Origin of the sequence: Desulfomonile tiedjei, assembly GCA_016212925.1 — a bacterium.
Taxonomy (GTDB): Bacteria; Desulfobacterota; Desulfomonilia; order Desulfomonilales; family Desulfomonilaceae; genus JACRDF01.
On the sequence record JACRDF010000037.1, the window covers coordinates 66,561 to 85,173 of the forward strand.

Sequence of the window (18,613 nt, forward strand, 5' to 3'; positions counted from 1 at the left end):
CTCCCTTTCGATCGGACCTAGCCCACGCGTTTGAACCTTATTCATGAAGGGCTGGTGTGGTGCGTCGCACTTCCTTCTATCTGATTCTATCCCTCTTCCCCGGTGCGCGGGGTCACCTTGTAGCCGTCGAAACGAGTTTCATAGAATTCAAAATTTTTCACGACGGTGCCCAGCGTTTCGAGATCTCGCTTTATGGCCCGGATCTGCTCATCCAATCCCGGTGCACAATCCAATCCACTCTGGCTTTTCAAAAGGTCTTCCAAGCGTTGGAGCGCGCAGTTGGCATTTCCTACGGTAGTGCCTGTTAGTAAGAGGATCTCCTGAAAGTTTGCCGCCACTTCATTGACAAGTTGTCCCAAGTCCCCGACTTCGTGCCGCCGCCGCGAAGGAACCGTAACCGTAAGGTTCCCCCGCGAGATTTCTTTTGCCGCATAAGCCACTGTGTTGAGCGGCACGGCCACCTTCTTAACGAATAGATAAATGATGGCTCCGAAGCATGCGATCGTGATACCCAGGAGAACAATCATGTGATTTCGGTACGCATAAAGCGCGGCCATATCGCGTGGTGCCTCACTTTGTCGGTCCACCGCGGATTGTGTTGCATAAAAACTATTCTTCCTGGCTATTTCGTCGCTGACTTCCGCCAGGATTACGGCGTTGGCGGCGATGGCAATCAAAGCGAGGAGGGAAAAGATCGCGACCAGTTTCCGAGTCCACCACGGGGTTTGGAGGACCGGAAGTCGTTTGGTTTTCACCGGCGCCTGGCGTTCAGACACCGGGACTACTCTGGTTGACCTTGATTGGGGGTCTATTGCTTTCATGGCTGCCTATTCCATTTCCTCAATGATCTTGGAGATGGATAGGTGGTCCGTCTTGTTTATGAAGCCCTTGGCGCCCAACTTTTCCGCTTCGGCTTTGTACTTCTCGTCCGTCAGTATGGTAATGAACAGGATTCTGGCCTGAGGGTCTTCACTCAGGATCTCCTTGGCAGCCGTAATTCCGTCTTTGTCCCTCATGGTGATGTCCATGGTAACAAGGTCGGGCTTGAGAGCTTTGTACATCTCTACGGCTTCATTTCCGCCTTTTGCTTCCCCGATAACGGAGTGCCCCTTGGACCGCAACTCTTCGATAATTCTTTTGCGCATGAAGCCGGAGTCATCGACAACTAGGACCCGCAAGCCCATAACACACCTCACATTGACATACGATTATCGTGACAAACGCAACGCCCCAGTGCCCGCCGCGGCCGTTTGTCAGCCGCGTGGCGCCACGCTCGTGATCACTTTGGTAACCCGTAACCCTTCAGCGGGATAGCGTTGCGTCGGATCCCTTTGTAGGGGCGAGGCATGCCTCGCCCAAGGGCGATCCCGCGTCATCGCGGGATGTCGCCCCTACGCAGAGAATACGGACCCCATCATCTCGCTGAACGTTAGTCTTACACAGCCTTAGAGCCTATCTCACATCTCTCGCGAGATCCTGAATTGCTCGACCAATTGGCCCAACTCATCCGCGACTTTGGCAAGATCCTGAGTTGTTTGAGACGCATTGGCAGCGCCGCGCGCGTTCGTGCTGGCAACCTCGGACATTTCTGCCATGATCTGTCGCAGCACAGCGGACCTTTCCGTCTGCAAGCTCGTGAGCCTGGTGATGTTTTCCGCACGGGCCGTAACTTCAGCCATTTCCTGGCTAACCGCCGACGAGGTTTCCACTTCGGCTCCTGATTTCTCCAGAATGCTCCGGCTCAGGGTTCGAATCTCCGACATGATGCTGGCAGCTCTCTCACGGCGCTTGCCCTGCTCGCCCGTTAGTCCGAGAATGTCCTGCGCAAGGGCTGTCAGGCGTTCCATGGACTTCTGGACGCCTGCCGCGTCCTCCGTCTGGCGCAAGGTGGCCTCGGAAATGCCGGCTATGAGACTGTTGGTTCTGGCCACGGCTTCCTGAATTTGCATCAGAGCATCGCGGCTAGTCGCAGACAGTCGCTCTCCTTCCTCGACCCTCTTGTTACTTGCTTTGATAAGGTCTGCGATTTCGTTGGTAGACTCGGCTGTTCTTTCAGCTAGTTTCCTAACTTCGTCGGCAACGACCGCGAACCCTTTGCCGTGCTCCCCTGCTCGAGCAGCTTCAATAGCCGCATTAAGAGCCAGAAGGTTGGTTTGCTCGGCAATGGACGAAATAACGACCATGATGTCGTTGATCTGCTCGGAAGAGTCAGCGATGCCCCTCATACCTTGCACCACCTTCTCAACAGCCGCGCCACCTTCACGCGCGAAACGGTCGGTCAGCTCCGACTGCCGAGCCGCTTCACCGGCGCTCTGGGCCATCTCTTCGATAAGTCGAGCCATACGGTTAACGGCCTCGGTTGTTTCCTGGGCCGCTGTGAACTGCTCACCGGCCTTTCCTGCAACCTCACGAGCCGTGGCGCCCATCGCGTCGACAATGGTTTCACCCTCTCGACTTTGGGCATCCTGCTCTCCGGCGCTCTTTGCAACTCCTTCGATTTCGGTTGCCATACCCTGGAGTGACTCCGCTGTCACGCTAGCTGATTTGTGGGTATCTGTGGCATTGGTCGCAACCTCTTGAGCGGTTTCACCCATTGCCAAAACCCTTTCCAACACGTTTCGTGCGCGTTCGGCCTGCGCGGTGGCGTTAACCACGATATTCTGCGTAACCTCGTTAACCGTCAGCGACGATTCACGCACCCTTCCGACCGCTTCCAAAACCGTGGAGAAAGACTCCTGGAGCCTTTCGAGAAGGGCATTAAACGTTTCAGCCGCTCGGCCCGTTTCGTCATAGGTTGTAACCGGTGATCGAAGGGTCAGGTCCAGGTTTTCGCCAACCTGGGACATCGTTCCCGCCAGGTTCTTAATGGGACGGGCGATCCTTGCAGCAACTCCGATAGAAAGCAAAACGACAAGGACGACCATAACAGCGCCAACGATCGTGTTGTCCCGAATGATGACATTGACGTATCCCATCAGCTCATTGACATCGGCCCCGGCGCCAACTACCCATCCCAAGCCGGGGAAAGACCCGTACGCGCCCGGGTAAGCCATGCTGACAATCTTGTCATCTAGTTTCCCGGTCTTGACGTTCTTAAAGAAGTAGCGAAGGTTTGGCTGTTTTTTCTTTATCCTTTCAGACAATTGCGGCAAATTAATCACAGAACCGGCAACAGCCTCCCCGTACAGGTGCCTGCCCGGATGAAGTATCAACGTCGGCTTGTTGTTGGTAACCCATACATAGCCGGTCGTACCAACCGGGATCGCATCAAGAATACCCTGAACGACGCTCCACTTCACGTAAGCGGTAATAACACCCGTTACATTGCCCCCCACTTTAACGGGCTCCGAGATGGAGAGACTCCATCCCTTTGAGGCCGGATCAATCTTTTCCACCAGTGGAGACGGTTCAGTATCGATCAGAGTGAGTTTCCCGGCCTTGGCGCCCTTAAAGGCCGCCTGTGCCGAGAAATCGTTTCCGACCAGGGCGGGCCAACTCGAGGCCACGCAGATCCCTTTCGAGTCCTGGAGAAAAATCGCTTCGTACGATCCGTAAAGTTTCACGATCTCACGCAGCGTTTCGGAGGCATCCTCTCGCACCTCGGCAACTTCCAGGGCCTCTTTGACCAGACGGAGGTCTGCCCAGGCCCTAACGTCGTTCACCCTCTCATTCATGAACACGTTGAGAGTCTGACCCACTGAATCGGCGAGCCTCGCGGTTTCACGAAAGGCTGAGTTTTCCGCTTCCGTGGTGATCGTATAAAGGCCCAAACCAGCGGAAATACCCATCGGGATAAGAGTGATTAGGAGGAACCAAAACAAGAGTTTGTTTCTGAGGCTTCCTCCCAGACGGAGCTTCTTAAAGATACTCATTTCCTTTCCCTCCTGGGAATGAGATTTGTGATTCTTGATCAACGAGGTAGCCGGTAAGGCTACTTTCAACTCACGACCGGCAAGGTACCGCTGCTCTCAACACGCGGTCTCCGCCGGTTTATCAGGCCGCGCCTTCGGCTGCCGCGGGGAGTACCCCTGCGACATGATCCAGGGCCTCCTTTTCCTCGATAGAGAGAATTTTCTTGAAATCCAGGACGATGAGGATGGTTTCGTCAAGATGAACCACCCCGCTGATGTACTGACTTTGAACTCCTGCAACGATGATGTCCGGAGGCGGCGAGATCTTTGAAGCAGGAACCGTGATGACTTTGGCCACCGAGTCTACGATGAACCCCGTCACATTTGCCTCGATCTCCACCACCAGAATTCGAGTGCCTGGCTTGTGCCCATCCACGTGAGGCTGATTCCTCAATCGCAGCCGCTTTCTCAGGTCCAGGACCGGGATGATGTTTCCCCTCAGGTTTATGACTCCCTCCACAAAATCGGGCGCGTTGGGAATCTCGGTGATGTTGGACATCATGATGATCTCCTGAACCACCAGGATTCTTACCCCGAAGTGTTCTGAACCTATGGAGAAACTTATCATCTGAACAGACTCTTCGCTCTCGGGAGTAGCTTTTCTTATGTGTTCCCTAGCGTTCATGGAAACTCTCCTGTCTGGAGGGCGCAGTCTCGGCTTTCGCCGCAGCCCTGATTAGGTTTTTGATCGTCCCGGCCATATTGTCAGCTGCGCATTTGAAGTCCACAATACCAGCCCGGAGTGCCCTCTCTGCCATTCGGGGGTCGGTGCTGGAAAGCGGGTCCTGGACCAATGTGATACCCTGTGCCTTCTTGACGGCTTTCAACCCTTCGGAACCCCAGCTTTCTCCGCCTGACAGAAGGCCGGCAAGAATATTGCGCCCCATCACTTCGGAAGCCGAGACAAGAAAATGGTCCACAGCGGATAGGGCAGGCTGATCGCTCAAAGTCTTCACCGAAATACTGTCTCGCTCCCGAAGGAGTTCTGCGGGGACCGACGCGGGGTGCATGTAACATACGCCCGAGGCCAGAGGAGTCCCCGGCTCCAAACCCTGGACCTTCACCTGGCTCCTTCTATCCAGATAATCGACAAATGCCCCTATCGCTTCTGTTTGCATGTCGTGCAAGATCACCATTGCCGCCGACAGATTCTCGGGCAGAGAAGGAATAAGACGGATAAGGTCAGTGCATCCTCCTGTGGAAGACACAAATACCACCAAGAATTTAGGCGCACCGTGGTGTGGTTCCACTCCCTGCGCGTGCTGGATTTGGGGCGGTATCCTTACCCGTCGAATCCTGTCGAATTTGATCCGGCATGCTTCCTTGACCCGCCGAACCAGATCATCTGCCCTTCCGTCAAGGCGCCAATTATTTTGCGGCTTTCTCAGAAAATCCACCCCTCCGAGACACAACAAGTCGAAAGGATTCGCTCCAACGCCTCCGACGAACCCGCTGAGGATAACCACTGGACAAGGGCTCCTGATCATTATGTGCATCAGCGTGGTGCTCCCCTTCATAACGGGCATGTCCCAGTCGAGAAGGATTAGATCGGGCTTCAATTCGTCTATCCGGGCCAGGGCCTCTTGTCCGTTGGTAGCATAGCCGGCCACCTGAAGGGAGGAATCGGATTCAATAATCTCCTGAACGATTTTTCGTATGAAGCGAGAATCGTCAACGATCATTATTCTCTTGTCCGGCTGCTGGACCGCCGATGGGGCCGGCTCACGAACAGCGCCGGCCCGCCTTTTTCGACCGGCGCGACGTCCCGTTCCATCCTCGGGGGCAGGAGCCAGGGCGTGACGGATTTCGTCCTTCTGGCGCATGCCTTCCATCAGAAGGCTCTGCCAGTCGATGAAGACGGTCTGGGGCGGCACCTGGAGCACAATCTGAGAGAGAAACTCGCCACCCTCCCATCCGATGATTTCGTAAAACGCTTCCACACCGTCCAATGAATCGCATTCCACATGAATTATTCCGCCATCGTGGATATAAATGCGACCCTCGGTTTGGCCGTTAAAGATGGTAAGAAGCGTGCTGTCCTTTCTGTAGCAGAACATCTGGATGACATCTTCCAAGCGCAGTTTCACCACTCTGCCGGTGAACCCCTGCTGCGACTGGAGCATATTGAAAAGCAGTTCCTCCAACTTCTCGTAAGAAACCGGTTTGACAAGAAAGCTGCTGCAGCCAAGTGACAATGCAGGGATTCGGTCTCGTTCCAGGTAGTCTTCAGCCTCAAGGACCACTCGGACAGCCATGTCCATTTTGCGGATGCCCTGAAGGAGCTTAATCCCGTCTATTCCTGCGCCCCCTTGGTGATCGGCGAAGACGAGATCCACATCATTACGTCCTATTTTCTGAAGGGCCTCCGGTACCGAATAAGCGTGCAGAACATGATATCCGGCGTCTACGGCTGCAAAGGAATCTGCAATGTATTCGCCGATTATGGGTTCGGTCTCAACAATGAGAATCTTTTTTTCGGACAAGCTTGGTCCCCAAAGGCGTCTTGGATTATTCCGTGCTCGAAGTCCTGGCATCCATAAGGTCAAGGAGCACTTGCGTGGCAATCCGGATATTCCTTTCGACAGGGGCGGATTCCTGGGCGTCCGCGTGCACGGCTTTGCTCCACGACAAGATCTCGAAGAAGGCCTCGTCACCCTCCCGTTCTTCCGTCACCGCTCGGTAGATATCTCCCTCCTTGACGAAAATGGACCCGATCAGGCTCCCTCTCTTGACATCCACCCTCCTGGATTCGCCGCTCAAAACGATCAAACGGATCGTGGTGCGGAGGTCGTAACTCGAGAAGTCCATGACCTCCGACAGATCTTCAGGCTGTCTGCCAAGTTCGGATTCATTTTCTCCTGTGACCCGCTGGTGAATACTCATTTCCTCAGTTCTTGCTTGGCCCCCTTGTTGGCCCGTACTTTCAGGCTGTCGCTCCGCCTGCGACAGGAACGCGAAAAGCGGTTCCCTAGTCTTTCCGGAGGACAGCTCACACAGGAACTTGCCTGAAAACACTTGGAGCAACGAAGGTCAATTGGCAGTACGATGGTCTAATGGGTACGTCCACGGCTGCAACCCCGCGCACACACCGGCTAGCGACAAGGACTTCAGTCTGTCTGTTTCGGCCCCTCAGAACTTAAAGTATCGCTGTGTTGACTATATCATACGCAAACAACCGGAATCAAGAACAATTAAATGGATACGAGCGTTTGATTTGTAGTTCCGGGAGCAAACGAGTCGTAATCACCGGGCTACTAAAAACCACGGATGGAAGCGGGCAACAATCAAGGCGAAATCCGTTCATCCAATTAGTTCTTGACAAGGGTCCCGACCTGCGATACCCTTACTGGTCACAGGCGGAAACCCTATGATATCTGTCAGCAACAGAAACTGGTGGTGGCGTTGGATAATCGAACACGGGAGGTCTGCCTGCGCCTAAAGCACGAAGCGTAAAAAACTAACCTAATACGGAAACGAAGCAAAGGCCATGAGCAGACAGCTCATGGCCTTTTTGCATGTACAGCACGGATATCGCGGGAGGCCACTGTAAGCCCTCACAACTCGATGAATCTCCCGGCGGAGCAACCGAGGATTTCACGACATGATAAAGCCCGATTTCAAGCAGTTTGACGAACTCAGCAAGCAAGGCGGCCTCGTGCCGCTCTTCATGGAGATGCAAGGGGACCTGGATACCCCGCTATCCGCCTTTCTGAAGATTGACGATCCGGCGGCTTCGTTCCTTCTGGAAAGCGTGGAAGGTGGCGAGCGGTGGGCGAGATATTCATTCTTGGGCGCGGACCCAAGGCTAATTGTTCGATCCAAAGGCAGTCGCGCCGAAATCATTCAAAACGGCCGGCAGGAAGATATATCCGGAATTGACGATCCGACTCTGTTGATCAGAGACATCATGGCGAAGTATCGCGGGGTGGCTGTCCCGGGCCTTCCCGAGTTCTACGGCGGCGCTGTGGGGTTTCTTTCGTACGATGTGGTAAGGGGCTTTGAGCGGCTCCCGAACCTCGACAAGGCGGACCCCGGGTTTTACGACACCTGGTTCATGATCACCCGCGACATGGTTATATTCGACAATTTCGCTCACAAAATCCTTCTCATAACCACGGTGGCTCCTTCCGAGGTCTCCAGCCTGAAAGACGGCTACACAGAGGGCTGTTTGAGGCTGGAGTCTTTAAAAGAGAAGATGGCTCGCCCGGCACCGAGTGTGGCTCCCGAAGCGACAGATGACCAAGAAATCCGCCTTTCCTCCAACATCGAGCCGGCTCGGTTTGAGGACATGGTGTTGAGGGCGAAGGAGCACATCCGCGCGGGAGACATTATTCAGGTGGTCCTCTCCCAGAGATTTCAGGGAACCGTCTCAACCAGGCCTCTCAATGTCTACAGGGGCCTGAGGATGATCAATCCGTCCCCTTACATGTTCTTCCTGCGCATGGGCGATGAGGTGCTTGCCGGTTCCTCGCCGGAGGTAATGGTGCGGTTGAGGAACGGCGAGGCGGTTGTCCGTCCCATTGCAGGAACGCGCCCAAGGGGGGCCGACCGGTTTGAAGACGAAAGGTTGGAAAGAGAACTGGTGGGAGATGCCAAGGAATTGGCCGAGCATGTCATGCTCGTGGACTTGGCCCGTAATGACCTCGGCAGGATAGCCGCGCCGGGTACCGTAACGGTGGATGCCTTCAAGACCGTCGAGCGATATTCCCACGTGATGCACATGGTTAGCAATGTGCGTGCCAGACCTGCGAACGGTTACGACGCTTTTGACGTCCTGAGGGCCTGTTTCCCTGCGGGAACGCTGAGCGGCGCGCCGAAAATCAGGGCCATGGAGATCATCGAAGAATTGGAACCGGATCGTCGCGGCCCATACGGAGGGTGCGTCGGATACTTCTCGTTCACCGGGGCCATGGATATGGGGATAACGATACGGACCGTGATGATGAAAGGGTCTCAGGCGTACGTTCAGGCCGGCGCAGGTATCGTGGCCGATTCCGTACCCGCGATGGAATACCAGGAGACCATGCGAAAGGCCGAGGCAATGCGCAAGGCCCTGAACGCGGCCCATGAATTTGAGGGGAGAGTTAAATGATACTCGTAATCGACAACTATGATTCGTTCACGTTCAATCTGGTTCAGTATTTTCAAGAACTTGGAGAAGACGTCGCGGTTCACCGCAACGACGAAATCACCATTCAGGCAATCGACGGGCTAAAACCCGAGGCGGTGGTCATTTCTCCAGGTCCCGGCGGGCCTCAGGACGCGGGTGTGTCCATGCTCACGATAACAAATCTGGGCAGCCGCATCCCCATTCTTGGGGTTTGCCTCGGCCATCAGGCGATCGGCGCTGCATTCGGTGGTCGAGTGGTGTCCGCGGGCAGGCTCATGCACGGAAAGACCTCGCCGATCTTCTCAAACGGCCAGGGTTTGTTCTCGGGCATGGATGTCCCCTTCCAGGCATGCCGGTATCACAGCCTGATCGTGGAACTGGAATCGCTGCCCGACTGCCTCGAAATAACGGCCTTAACGGACCAACAAGAAATAATGGGTATTCGCCATAAGGACCGTCCTATCGAGGGGGTCCAGTTCCACCCGGAATCCATCCTGACGCCAGGCGGAAAGCAGATTCTGAGGAACTTTCTGACCATGGCGGAAGAGTTCCACCGTACGGGCAAGTGGTCCCCTGGTGTTACCCGCAATGACTGGAATTCTCCCGCTGAAATGACGAGACCGGCTGAGACTTTCGATCCAACCGGATCTTCTCCGGGCGAGGTCATTACGCCCAACTGAGGACATGATGGAGGAACTCCGCATGCCGGACAAAAAAGAAAGCCCAATATCCGGAAGTTTCGGCTTCGCGGATGAGGACATCGGTGAGGACCTCCGGCCCGCGGGCCGCTGGGTCCCCGTGGCTCTCGCAATAGCATTGTCGAAATCACAGAGGGAGACAGGATCATGCTGAAACAAGCCGCTACAATCGCAGACAGCATCAAAGCCGATCCGGAAGAAATCGACGCTGATCGACGGACCTCAGTTGAAAGAGAGACCGGTGACGAATTGGATTTAGGGAGCCGATGGACCCCGGTGGCATTCACACTGGCTCTGATGGACACCGACGGAGAGGTTTGACGAGATTCGTGAGGTCCGGAAGGCGGTCGCGTGGCACGCGCAATGTTCGGGACGCCAGTCCCGCCCTGCAATAGGGATGGCGCTCGATCCTAGGACAGCCTTTGGCCGCCTCATTCGTTCCTTTGTCGAGCGCGTCTTCCCATGTGACGAAGCGCTACGACCGCAAGCGAGGCCCTATTCGGTCAGGCCTCTTGGCAAGAACTAGTTCCCGACTGGAGAAAGACCATGGTCAAACAAGCAATAAGAAAAGCAACCAACAGAGAGGACCTGACTAAGCAAGAAATGGAAGCCGCCATGGAAGAAATCATGGCCGGGCAAGCCACGTCGGCTCAAATCGGCGCCCTGCTCACAGCGCTAAAGATGAAAGGTGAAACCGTTGCGGAAATCACAGGCGCCGCCACCGTAATGAGGCGCAATGCAGTGCCGGTCCTGGTGGAGGACGACGGGACCCCGTTGCTGGATACTTGCGGGACCGGAGGAGACGGTGCAGGGACTTTTAACATATCGACCACGGTTGCGTTTATCCTGGCAGGCGCAGGGGTGCGGGTGGCCAAGCACGGCAACCGGTCGGTGTCGAGTTCCTGCGGGAGCGCTGATGTGCTGAAAGAGCTGGGAGCGGAGTTGGAACTACCGCCGGCATCAGTAGGCCGCTGCATCAAGGAGACGGGGTTTGGTTTCCTCTTCGCTCCCTTGTTTCATCTTGCCATGAAACATGCTGCCGGCCCCAGGCAAGAGATGGGCATCCGTACGTTATTCAATGTCCTGGGTCCACTGACAAACCCTGCCGGAGCATCGTGCCAACTGCTGGGAGTTTACGACGCCGATTTGACCGAACCTATGGCATGGGCCCTTGAGGGTCTTGGGATTCGTTCAGCCATGGTGGTCCATGGGATGGACGGCCTAGACGAGATATCGCCGGCCGGTCCTACGAAAATCTCGCGGCTCAAGGACGGACAGGTTAGCACCAGCTTGTTCGAGCCAATCCAATTGGGGGTGAACGCGTGCAGTTTGGGCCAGATCAAAGGGGGGAGCGCGTCCGAAAACGCCCGACACCTCGTCAATGTGTTGCAAGGCAAACCTGGGCCGCGGCGAGATGTGGCGTTAATCAACGCATCAGCAGCTCTTGTTGTTGCGGGCAGTGCGGAGGATTTTACTGAAGGCCTTAGAATCGCAGCCGAGTCGGTGGATTCCGGCAAGGCAAACAAGAAATTCAACGATTTCGTGGAGTTCACCAAGCAGCAATGACAACTATTCTATACAAAATCGTTCAGGCGCGACTGGCAAGACTTGCTGAAGAGCAGTTCGTAACAAGCGTAGACGTACTCGCAAGCAGAGCAACCGAAACAGCGCCGCCACTGGATTTCGCCTCAGCTTTCAAGGGTCCCGGAATACATGTCATAGCTGAAATCAAGAAAGCCTCTCCTTCCAAGGGGCTCCTTAAATCCAATTTTGATCCCAAGGCACTGGGACTGGCTTATGAAGACGGTGGAGCAGTCGCCGTATCCGTGCTTACAGAGCAAGACCATTTTATGGGGAGCCTATCCGCACTTACAAAGGTTCGAGACGCGGTCTCCGTGCCGATCCTGCGCAAGGACTTTATAGTCGATGAATATCAGGTGGTGGAAACGCGAGCCGCGGGCGCGGATTCATTTCTTCTTATCGCCGGCTTATTGGACGCGCCGCGCCTGAGGTACTTGATAGAGCGGGGCCGCGAGTGGCAAATGGAGCCGCTGGTCGAGGTCCACAACTTGTCGGAACTGAGTATCGCTCTCGAATCAGGGGCAAGGATTATAGGCATCAACAACCGAGATCTTGCAACTTTCAACGTAGACATAGATGTGACCCTGCAACTCATGAAACATATCCCTTCGAACAGGATAGTGGTCTCAGAGAGCGGAATACGGACGCGCGAGGAGATTTTGAGCCTAAAGGAAGCGGGGGTGGCAGGTTTTCTTATCGGGGAAAGCATCGTGACCTCATCGGACCCCGCGGCCAAAATCCGGGAGCTGGTTCATGGCCGCTCGTAGCAGGACCGTTCGGGTCAAAATATGTGGCATAACCAGTGTAAGGGACGCTCACGCGGCCGTTCGCGCAGAGGTTGATGCTCTGGGCTTCGTCTTCCATCGCCCCAGCCCTCGATACGTGACCCCGGAACAGGCTGCGGCCATAATTAAAACACTCCCTCCGTTCATAGTCACTGTGGGGGTTTTCGTAAACCTCGACAAGGAGGACGTGGAGGAAATAGCCGCGAAATCCGGCATTCACGTAATTCAGCTCCACGGCAACGAGCCTCCGGAAGACTGCGTCGGTGCCGGCCGACCGGTAATCAAGGCATTCCGGTTCTCGTGTGCAGGACCTTTTCCGGATATCGCGCGGTATCAGGTATCCGGATTGCTGATGGATTCAGGTTCAGACGGCATATGGGGAGGCACCGGCATCCCGATGGACTGGAAGCGTCTGGACGAATATCTCAAAGGCGCTCCTCAGGGTGTCCGGCGCCGATTGGTGATCGCAGGGGGTCTGAGCCCTGATAACGTGGGACGAGCGATCGAGCTTCTGAAGCCCCACGCAGTAGACGTTTCCAGTGGCGTGGAATCAGAGCCGGGCATAAAAAACGAAGAAATGATCAAGGAGTTTATACATGCGGTCCGCAAAGCAGGCTTCACCCAAGACGTGGCCTGATTCAAAAGGTTATTTCGGAGATTTTGGGGGTCGGTTTGTTCCCGAGACCCTAATCACCCCTCTTAAGGAATTGGAAGAGGCTTTCTTCGGCATCGCGGCATCAGCCGAATTCATGGCTGAATTGGAAGAGCTTCTGCAAACCTACGCAGGCAGGGAGACACCTCTTTTTCGCTGCCGGAGGTTTGCAGATGAATTGGGAGGTGCGAAACTCTACCTCAAAAGAGAAGACCTGCTCCACACAGGCGCGCATAAGATAAACAACACCCTGGGTCAGGGCCTTCTGGCAAAGCACATGAATAAGCCCAAAGTGATTGCCGAAACCGGAGCAGGTCAGCACGGAGTTGCCACAGCCGCGGCCGCCGCGCTGCTGGGACTGGAATGCAAGGTCTTCATGGGTGAAGAGGACATGCGGCGCCAGGCTCCCAATGTATTCCGTATGCGTTTGATGGGCGCGGAAGTTGTCCCCGTGACCGCCGGTACGGCCACCCTCAAAGACGCGATGAACGAAGCCCTCAGGCACTGGGCAACCAACATCAGGGACACTTTTTACGTGATTGGCTCTGTTGCCGGACCTCATCCATACCCATTGATGGTGAGGCAGTTCCAATCGGTCATCGGTCTTGAGGCGCGACGCCAAATCCTCCAAATGGAAGGGAAGCTTCCTAAAAAGGTAATCGCGTGCGTAGGAGGAGGAAGCAACGCAGCCGGTATTTTCCAGGGATTCCTCGAAGATGAAGGGGTCGAGCTAATAGGTGTGGAGGCAGGGGGGCTGGGAATCGAATCCGGCAAGCACGGCGCGACGCTTTGTTCCGGCCAGGTTGGTGTGTTCCACGGTTCTCGCTCCTTCGTGCTCCAAGACGACGGGGGGCAGATAAGCGAGGCCCACTCGATTTCCGCGGGCCTTGATTACCCCGGAGTCGGCCCGGAACATTCTTTGTTTCTTACCTCGGGACGAGTTCGGTATGTCCCTATAACCGATGCCGAGGCCCTGCAGGCTTTTTCCGCGCTCTGCCGCGCGGAAGGGATAATTCCGGCGTTGGAGTCTTCTCACGCACTGGCCTTTGCGATGAAGGAGTTGCCGAAATTGGCCAAGGACGAGGTTTGCCTCGTCAACCTCTCGGGCAGGGGCGACAAAGACATGCCCATAATTGAAAAGGTAATGAGCGAGGAGTGACATGGAGCGTATTGAAAGGACATTCAAACAGTTACGAACCAAAAACGAAACAGGGTTTATTCCTTTCTCCATAGCCGGATATCCGGACGCGGAAAGATCTTTAGAAATCTTCCTACAACTCGCCCGCTCGGGCGCTGACGTTATCGAATTCGGATTCCCCTTTTCGGATCCTATTGCCGATGGCCCCGTGATTCAGAAAGCCTCGACCGAAGCGATCCGAAACGGCATGAACATGGATAGAGCCTTAAACATGATTGCCGAGATTCGCAGCTCAACAGATGTCCCGATAGTTTTCTTCAGCTATTTCAATCCCATCCACAATTACGGCACCGAAAGGTTTGTGGCCAGAGCAAAAGAATGCGGCCTGGACGGCGTGTTGGTTGTGGATCTGCCCATGGAAGAAGCCGGTTGGCTCAAGCCCCTGACAGATAAGGCAAAGTTAGCCTGGATTTATCTAGCTACGCCTACCAGCCCCGTGGAGCGCGTCGAAGCCATGGACGAAGACGGCTCGGGGTTCCTGTACTACGTTTCCGTCACCGGGGTCACGGGAGCCAGGAATGCCCTTCCTGAAGATCTTGCGGCAACTTGCGCCGACATCAGGAGGTCATGTAGGCTACCCTTGGCAGTTGGATTCGGGGTGTCCAATCCCCGGCAAGCCTCCTGGTTGAGACCCCACGTGGATGGCGTTGTGGTAGGCAGCGCGATAATCTCGCGAATCTCAGATGGGGCCTCGATAACCGACCTCGATAGGTGGCTCAGGGAAATGAAGGCAGAGTTGGCATGAATTCTTGCCGCGCTTCTCATGTGCGAGAGCGCGGCGCAGCCTTTGTGGCAGTCCATCCCTCCGAAAAGACTTCCATTTACCGAACTCTTATTTGACAAATGACGGGCCGGCCGTATTATGGTAGGTGTACCAAGGATAAATTCTCGTCCGGCCGGACTTATCCAACTGCGCTGTCACTACAAGGAAAGGGCGCCGTTAATTGAAGAGCTTTGCACGCCTCCTGATTTTCCTCTCGCTCGTAGTATCTGTTCTAATTGCCTGGGGAATGCGTGTATTCAATGAAGATTTGTTTCTGGCCTTCTGTTCGGGGCGGGACACCTTCAAAGGACTCCTCGGCAGGCCGGATCAGTGGTCCTTCACCACCGGCGGCACCATATGGGTGGATCAGTCGTGGCTCTCTCATGCCGTCTACTACCTGTCTTATTTGGCCCTCGCGGAATGGGGTCCCGTATTGATCAAGGTCGGGCTCCTGGTGGGCTGCCTGACGGTTCTGTATTTCAGGTGCCGCGCTCTGGGCGTTTCGCCTGAGATCTCCTGTTTCGCCCTCAGCTTGGGTACGCTAAGTCTCGCTCCCTTCCTCGGTATTCGCGCGGAAAATTTCGCGCTTTTCTACTTCGTTCTCATGACAACCTTTTTGACTGCCCCACGCAGTTGGGGCAAGTGGAGATGGATCGGGTCCATTGCAGTATTTGCGGTCTGGTCCAATTCTCACGGTTCGTTTATGCTCGGTTTTGTGCTACTGGGCCTCAAATTTGCCGCCGAGTTGGCGGCGAAGCTCAACATCCTGCAAATGCCTGACAAAAAGGCAGGGCCCATCGGAAGTCCGGAAGGGGCTCCGCTACAGGAATCTGCGCCGTCCGCAGGCACTCGAACAGAAGACCAATACCAGGTGGCCGGGTGGCTCTTCACTCTGGTAGCTGCGGCTCTCATCATGGTTTTGGCAAATCCTTACGGCCTGAGCAATGTTGTGATGCCATTCCGGCAATTGTCCGTGAATCCGGTGACCTCTGTTTCGGGGGACTGGACCAGCCTTTCCCAATCAGTATCTCAAGGGGGGATACTGGCGTTGACGGATGTCAGGCCATTTGTCGGCTTTGTCGCTGTCACGATCGGTCTTTTTTGTTTCGTAATCTGGAGATTGGGGACCGCGGGGGCTCAGGAGAGGTTTTCCGGAAGCGGATCATCCGCGGATGTGATGATGGAATACCTAATACCGGTCATGTTGATTCCCGCGGCTTTCACTTTTCGACGACTAATTCTGTTCGCGTCGCTTGCTCTAGTGCCGATTGCAGCATTGTTGATCAACGTCAGTTGGGAATTGATAAAAAAGTGGAAGGCGCCCAAGGGCCTGGCGGAAATAAGGGCCTCCACGATCGCCACGGTATTTCTGGTCCTGTGGGTTTGCCTATTGAGTTTTAAGTTCTACTCCTACATCTTCCTGTTTTATCTTCCTGGAAACCCCATGCATTTTGACAAACCATTGTCTCATCGGTTGATGAGTTCCTCGTACATGGAGATGAATGTCGCGGATTTTATGAGGAAAAATGGGATTTCAGGGAGGATTTTTGCGGATTGGACCTTTTCAGACCTCTTACTGTTCAAGACTCCACGAATAAAGGTGTTCATGGACTGCCGAGATCAATCCGCGTACACAGATGAGATTATGCGGGCTTACTTCCTGATTCTTAACGCGGCGACTCCTTCGGACCTGGACCAAGCAATGGCTATTTTGGATACTTCGCGAGTTGAGTTTGTGTGCATTCGCTCGACACACTCCTTGGGCATACGACTGATGTCCACCGGGAAATGGGCGTGCATATACAGAGATGATGAGGCCTTACTTTTGACCAGGACTGATTCGGAGAAATTTGGGCCAATTGTGAAATCGGGTAAGTTCGATCGTTTGTGGTACGGGTCGCAAGATACCCGGGTAGTGACTCACGCTTTTTCCTCACTTTTTCTGAATGGCGATGTTCCCTCTGAATTGCTCCCTCATCTCAAGGCCATTGTTCAGCGTGTCCCGAACATCTTCGTCTACGCGCTGATAAAGGATGGACTCAGCGGCCGGGACAAGTGCTTGAGTCCCCAAGCGCGATCTTTCTTCGAGGCGGAAGATCTACGGCTCTCCGGCCTCAACTACATGGTTTCGGGTGGCGCAGTGAGTATTTTGAAGGGCCATATGATGATACTTTCCACCCTGGCACAGTGCACATCCCCAAAGGAAGCCGGGGAATTTAACCGCCGTAAGAAGGCAACTCAAAGCACATTTGCCAAATTACAGAAGGAACACCATGGTCAATAGCGCGCAGATGGCACAAGGAACCGCTGCTCTTTGCAGCTCAGGACCAATTTCATATGCAATAAACTCATGCTTACACGCCGGTTTGTAGCCCATGTTAAGAGCATTTGAGATCGCACTCGCATTCCTTACAATTTTCAAGACCCGCACGGCGCCCGTTCCCGACATGGCCGAGGTGGGAAAATCCGCCTGGGCCTTTCCACTGGCAGGAGCAGTTATCGGCATTTTGCTGGTGGCGGCCCACGTCATCGCGGCGGGGCACCTTCCCTCTGTGATTGCAGCGATCCTGATTGTCGCCCTGTGGGTCGTATTGACCGGCGGCCTGCACCTCGACGGATGGACAGATTGCTGGGACGCTCTGGCCGCGTCGGTCTCCCCTGAGCGGCGATTCGAAATTCTGAAAGACTCGCGGCTGGGAGCGTTCAGTGCCTTGGCGCTTGTGTTGTTACTTGCTTTGAAGGCAGCAGCCTTGGCTCAATCGGATCTGCCTTTGTTGATGCTCTTTCTGTCTCCCGTAATTAGCCGCAGCATGATGGTAGCGGTCGGATACGGATCACGGCATCGAGGCCAGGGCATGGCCGCTTTGTTTCTTTCGGGCCTTGACATCCGATCTGTGCGCTGGACCTGCGTCATAGGATTTGCGCCCGCTCTGCTGGCCGGCTGGAAAGGAATCATTGCGGTAGCCGCAGCCTATTTTGCTGCGTTATGGTTCCGGGGGTTCGCTGAAAAAAGACTCGGTTCGGTAAATGGAGACGTTTTAGGGGCAATCTGCGAACTCTCAGAGGTGGTCGTGCTATTGGTAGCCTGCCTGAGGTGGTGACTGCAATGAGGGTGGGAACCACTTCTTATATTTATCCTGCCGACATAATTACCAACGTCACGAGGCTTTCCGGCAAGGTCCGTGACGTGGAACTTGTAATTTTTGAAGCCAATAGCGATTCAGACCTTCCCGATGAAGAGGCCGTAGCCCAATTGCTCCGCCTGGCCTCTGGACACGACATGACGTACACTGTGCATCTCCCGCTGTACCTGGGGCTCCCTGCCAATCCTGAGTCGCTGGAAACGGCTTTGAAAGTTGTCCGAGTGACCAAGGTGTTGTCTCCGCACGCGTTCATAATACATCTTGACGGCAGCTTCAAATCAGGCTCGAAAGAGCTGGACCGCTGGGTCGAGGATTCCTGTGGTGTGCTGAGGGCCATTGGTGAGGAACTCGGCGCCTTGGACCTTCTTTGTGTCGAGAACCTGGATCTACAGCCCCCCGCGATGGTCAGTGCCGTCCTGGACAGGCTCCCCGTGTCCTGCTGCGTGGATGTGGGCCACCTGTGGAAGCAGGGACTGGATGCTCTTCCTTGCCTGGAAATGTGGCTTCCGAGGTGTCGTGTGGTTCACATTCATGGTGTGGGCCGGAGCGATCACAAGGCGCTTTCACTCATGCCGGAACCCGTGCTCGACCCCGTAATCAAGTTATTGAACGATCGCTTCAGCGGCGTGCTCACCCTTGAGGTTTTCGGCGAGAAAGACTTCGAAGACTCACTGGCCGCGTTTCGGGCATCCATCGCAAGACTGAGCCACCGGTAGGGGGCTCGCGACGAAGCCGCTGCGGAGCTTCCGCCGATAGGGGAAGTTGCCCGGCA

The 18,613-nt window shown here is 55.0% G+C and carries 18 protein-coding genes; 12 read left to right on the forward strand and 6 right to left on the reverse strand.

The window, feature by feature from the left end; translation table 11 throughout:
• Window positions 1–86: 86 nt before the first annotated feature.
• From HY913_15135 to HY913_15160, 6 genes are all read right to left on the reverse strand, one after another.
• Complete coding sequence (locus HY913_15135) at window positions 87–821, reverse strand: HAMP domain-containing protein (protein MBI4964611.1); 735 nt, start codon at window positions 819–821, stop codon at window positions 87–89.
• A gap of 6 nt (window positions 822–827) precedes the next feature.
• Complete coding sequence (locus HY913_15140; GenBank protein ID MBI4964612.1) at window positions 828–1,184, reverse strand: response regulator; 357 nt, start codon at window positions 1,182–1,184, stop codon at window positions 828–830.
• A 273-nt stretch (window positions 1,185–1,457) separates the two neighbouring features.
• Complete coding sequence (locus tag HY913_15145) at window positions 1,458–3,872, reverse strand: methyl-accepting chemotaxis protein (protein ID MBI4964613.1); 2,415 nt, start codon at window positions 3,870–3,872, stop codon at window positions 1,458–1,460.
• Window positions 3,873–3,993: 121 nt separating this feature from the next.
• Window positions 3,994–4,536 carry a purine-binding chemotaxis protein CheW gene (locus tag HY913_15150; protein MBI4964614.1) on the reverse strand — a complete coding sequence of 181 codons (543 nt, stop codon included), beginning with the start codon at window positions 4,534–4,536 and terminating at the stop codon, window positions 3,994–3,996.
• Window positions 4,526–6,394, reverse strand: coding sequence for a response regulator (locus HY913_15155; GenBank protein MBI4964615.1), 1,869 nt, complete (start codon window positions 6,392–6,394; stop codon window positions 4,526–4,528). Before HY913_15155 ends, HY913_15150 begins: the two co-directional genes overlap by 11 nt.
• 25 nt (window positions 6,395–6,419) lie before the next feature.
• On the reverse strand, window positions 6,420–6,794 hold the full coding sequence (locus HY913_15160) for a DUF4388 domain-containing protein (protein ID MBI4964616.1): 375 nt from the start codon (window positions 6,792–6,794) through the stop codon (window positions 6,420–6,422).
• Window positions 6,795–7,512: 718 nt separating this feature from the next.
• On the opposite strand from HY913_15160, the gene trpE reads away from it, so the two are divergent.
• The 12 genes from trpE (at window position 7,513) to HY913_15220 (ending at window position 18,557) form a co-directional block, all read left to right on the forward strand.
• Window positions 7,513–9,003, forward strand: a complete 1,491-nt coding sequence (gene trpE / locus HY913_15165; GenBank protein ID MBI4964617.1) for an anthranilate synthase component I — start codon at window positions 7,513–7,515, stop codon at window positions 9,001–9,003.
• Window positions 9,000–9,701, forward strand: coding sequence for an aminodeoxychorismate/anthranilate synthase component II (locus tag HY913_15170; GenBank protein ID MBI4964618.1), 702 nt, complete (start codon window positions 9,000–9,002; stop codon window positions 9,699–9,701). The genes trpE and HY913_15170 overlap by 4 nt, the downstream gene beginning before the upstream one ends.
• A gap of 22 nt (window positions 9,702–9,723) precedes the next feature.
• Entirely contained in the window at window positions 9,724–9,873 is a 150-nt protein-coding gene (locus HY913_15175) for a hypothetical protein (GenBank protein MBI4964619.1), read from the forward strand.
• Window positions 9,867–10,040, forward strand: coding sequence for a hypothetical protein (locus HY913_15180; GenBank protein ID MBI4964620.1), 174 nt, complete (start codon window positions 9,867–9,869; stop codon window positions 10,038–10,040). Before HY913_15175 ends, HY913_15180 begins: the two co-directional genes overlap by 7 nt.
• Window positions 10,041–10,265: 225 nt before the next feature.
• Entirely contained in the window at window positions 10,266–11,285 is a 1,020-nt protein-coding gene (gene trpD, locus HY913_15185) for an anthranilate phosphoribosyltransferase (GenBank protein ID MBI4964621.1), read from the forward strand.
• Window positions 11,282–12,067, forward strand: coding sequence for an indole-3-glycerol phosphate synthase TrpC (trpC, locus tag HY913_15190; protein MBI4964622.1), 786 nt, complete (start codon window positions 11,282–11,284; stop codon window positions 12,065–12,067). Before trpD ends, trpC begins: the two co-directional genes overlap by 4 nt.
• Complete coding sequence (locus HY913_15195) at window positions 12,054–12,722, forward strand: phosphoribosylanthranilate isomerase (GenBank protein MBI4964623.1); 669 nt, start codon at window positions 12,054–12,056, stop codon at window positions 12,720–12,722. Before trpC ends, HY913_15195 begins: the two co-directional genes overlap by 14 nt.
• Window positions 12,682–13,896 carry a tryptophan synthase subunit beta gene (gene trpB / locus HY913_15200; protein ID MBI4964624.1) on the forward strand — a complete coding sequence of 405 codons (1,215 nt, stop codon included), beginning with the start codon at window positions 12,682–12,684 and terminating at the stop codon, window positions 13,894–13,896. The genes HY913_15195 and trpB overlap by 41 nt, the downstream gene beginning before the upstream one ends.
• A 1-nt stretch (window position 13,897) precedes the next feature.
• A complete protein-coding gene (locus HY913_15205) occupies window positions 13,898–14,680 on the forward strand; it encodes a tryptophan synthase subunit alpha (GenBank protein MBI4964625.1) in 783 nt (260 codons plus the stop codon).
• A gap of 199 nt (window positions 14,681–14,879) precedes the next feature.
• Window positions 14,880–16,982 carry a hypothetical protein gene (locus HY913_15210; protein MBI4964626.1) on the forward strand — a complete coding sequence of 701 codons (2,103 nt, stop codon included), beginning with the start codon at window positions 14,880–14,882 and terminating at the stop codon, window positions 16,980–16,982.
• Window positions 16,983–17,073: 91 nt separating this feature from the next.
• The gene (cobS, locus tag HY913_15215; protein ID MBI4964627.1) at window positions 17,074–17,799 is read left to right on the forward strand and encodes an adenosylcobinamide-GDP ribazoletransferase; all 726 of its coding nucleotides are present in this window, start codon (window positions 17,074–17,076) and stop codon (window positions 17,797–17,799) included.
• A 5-nt stretch (window positions 17,800–17,804) separates the two neighbouring features.
• Entirely contained in the window at window positions 17,805–18,557 is a 753-nt protein-coding gene (locus tag HY913_15220) for a sugar phosphate isomerase/epimerase (GenBank protein MBI4964628.1), read from the forward strand.
• The last annotated feature ends 56 nt before the right edge of the window (window positions 18,558–18,613 follow it).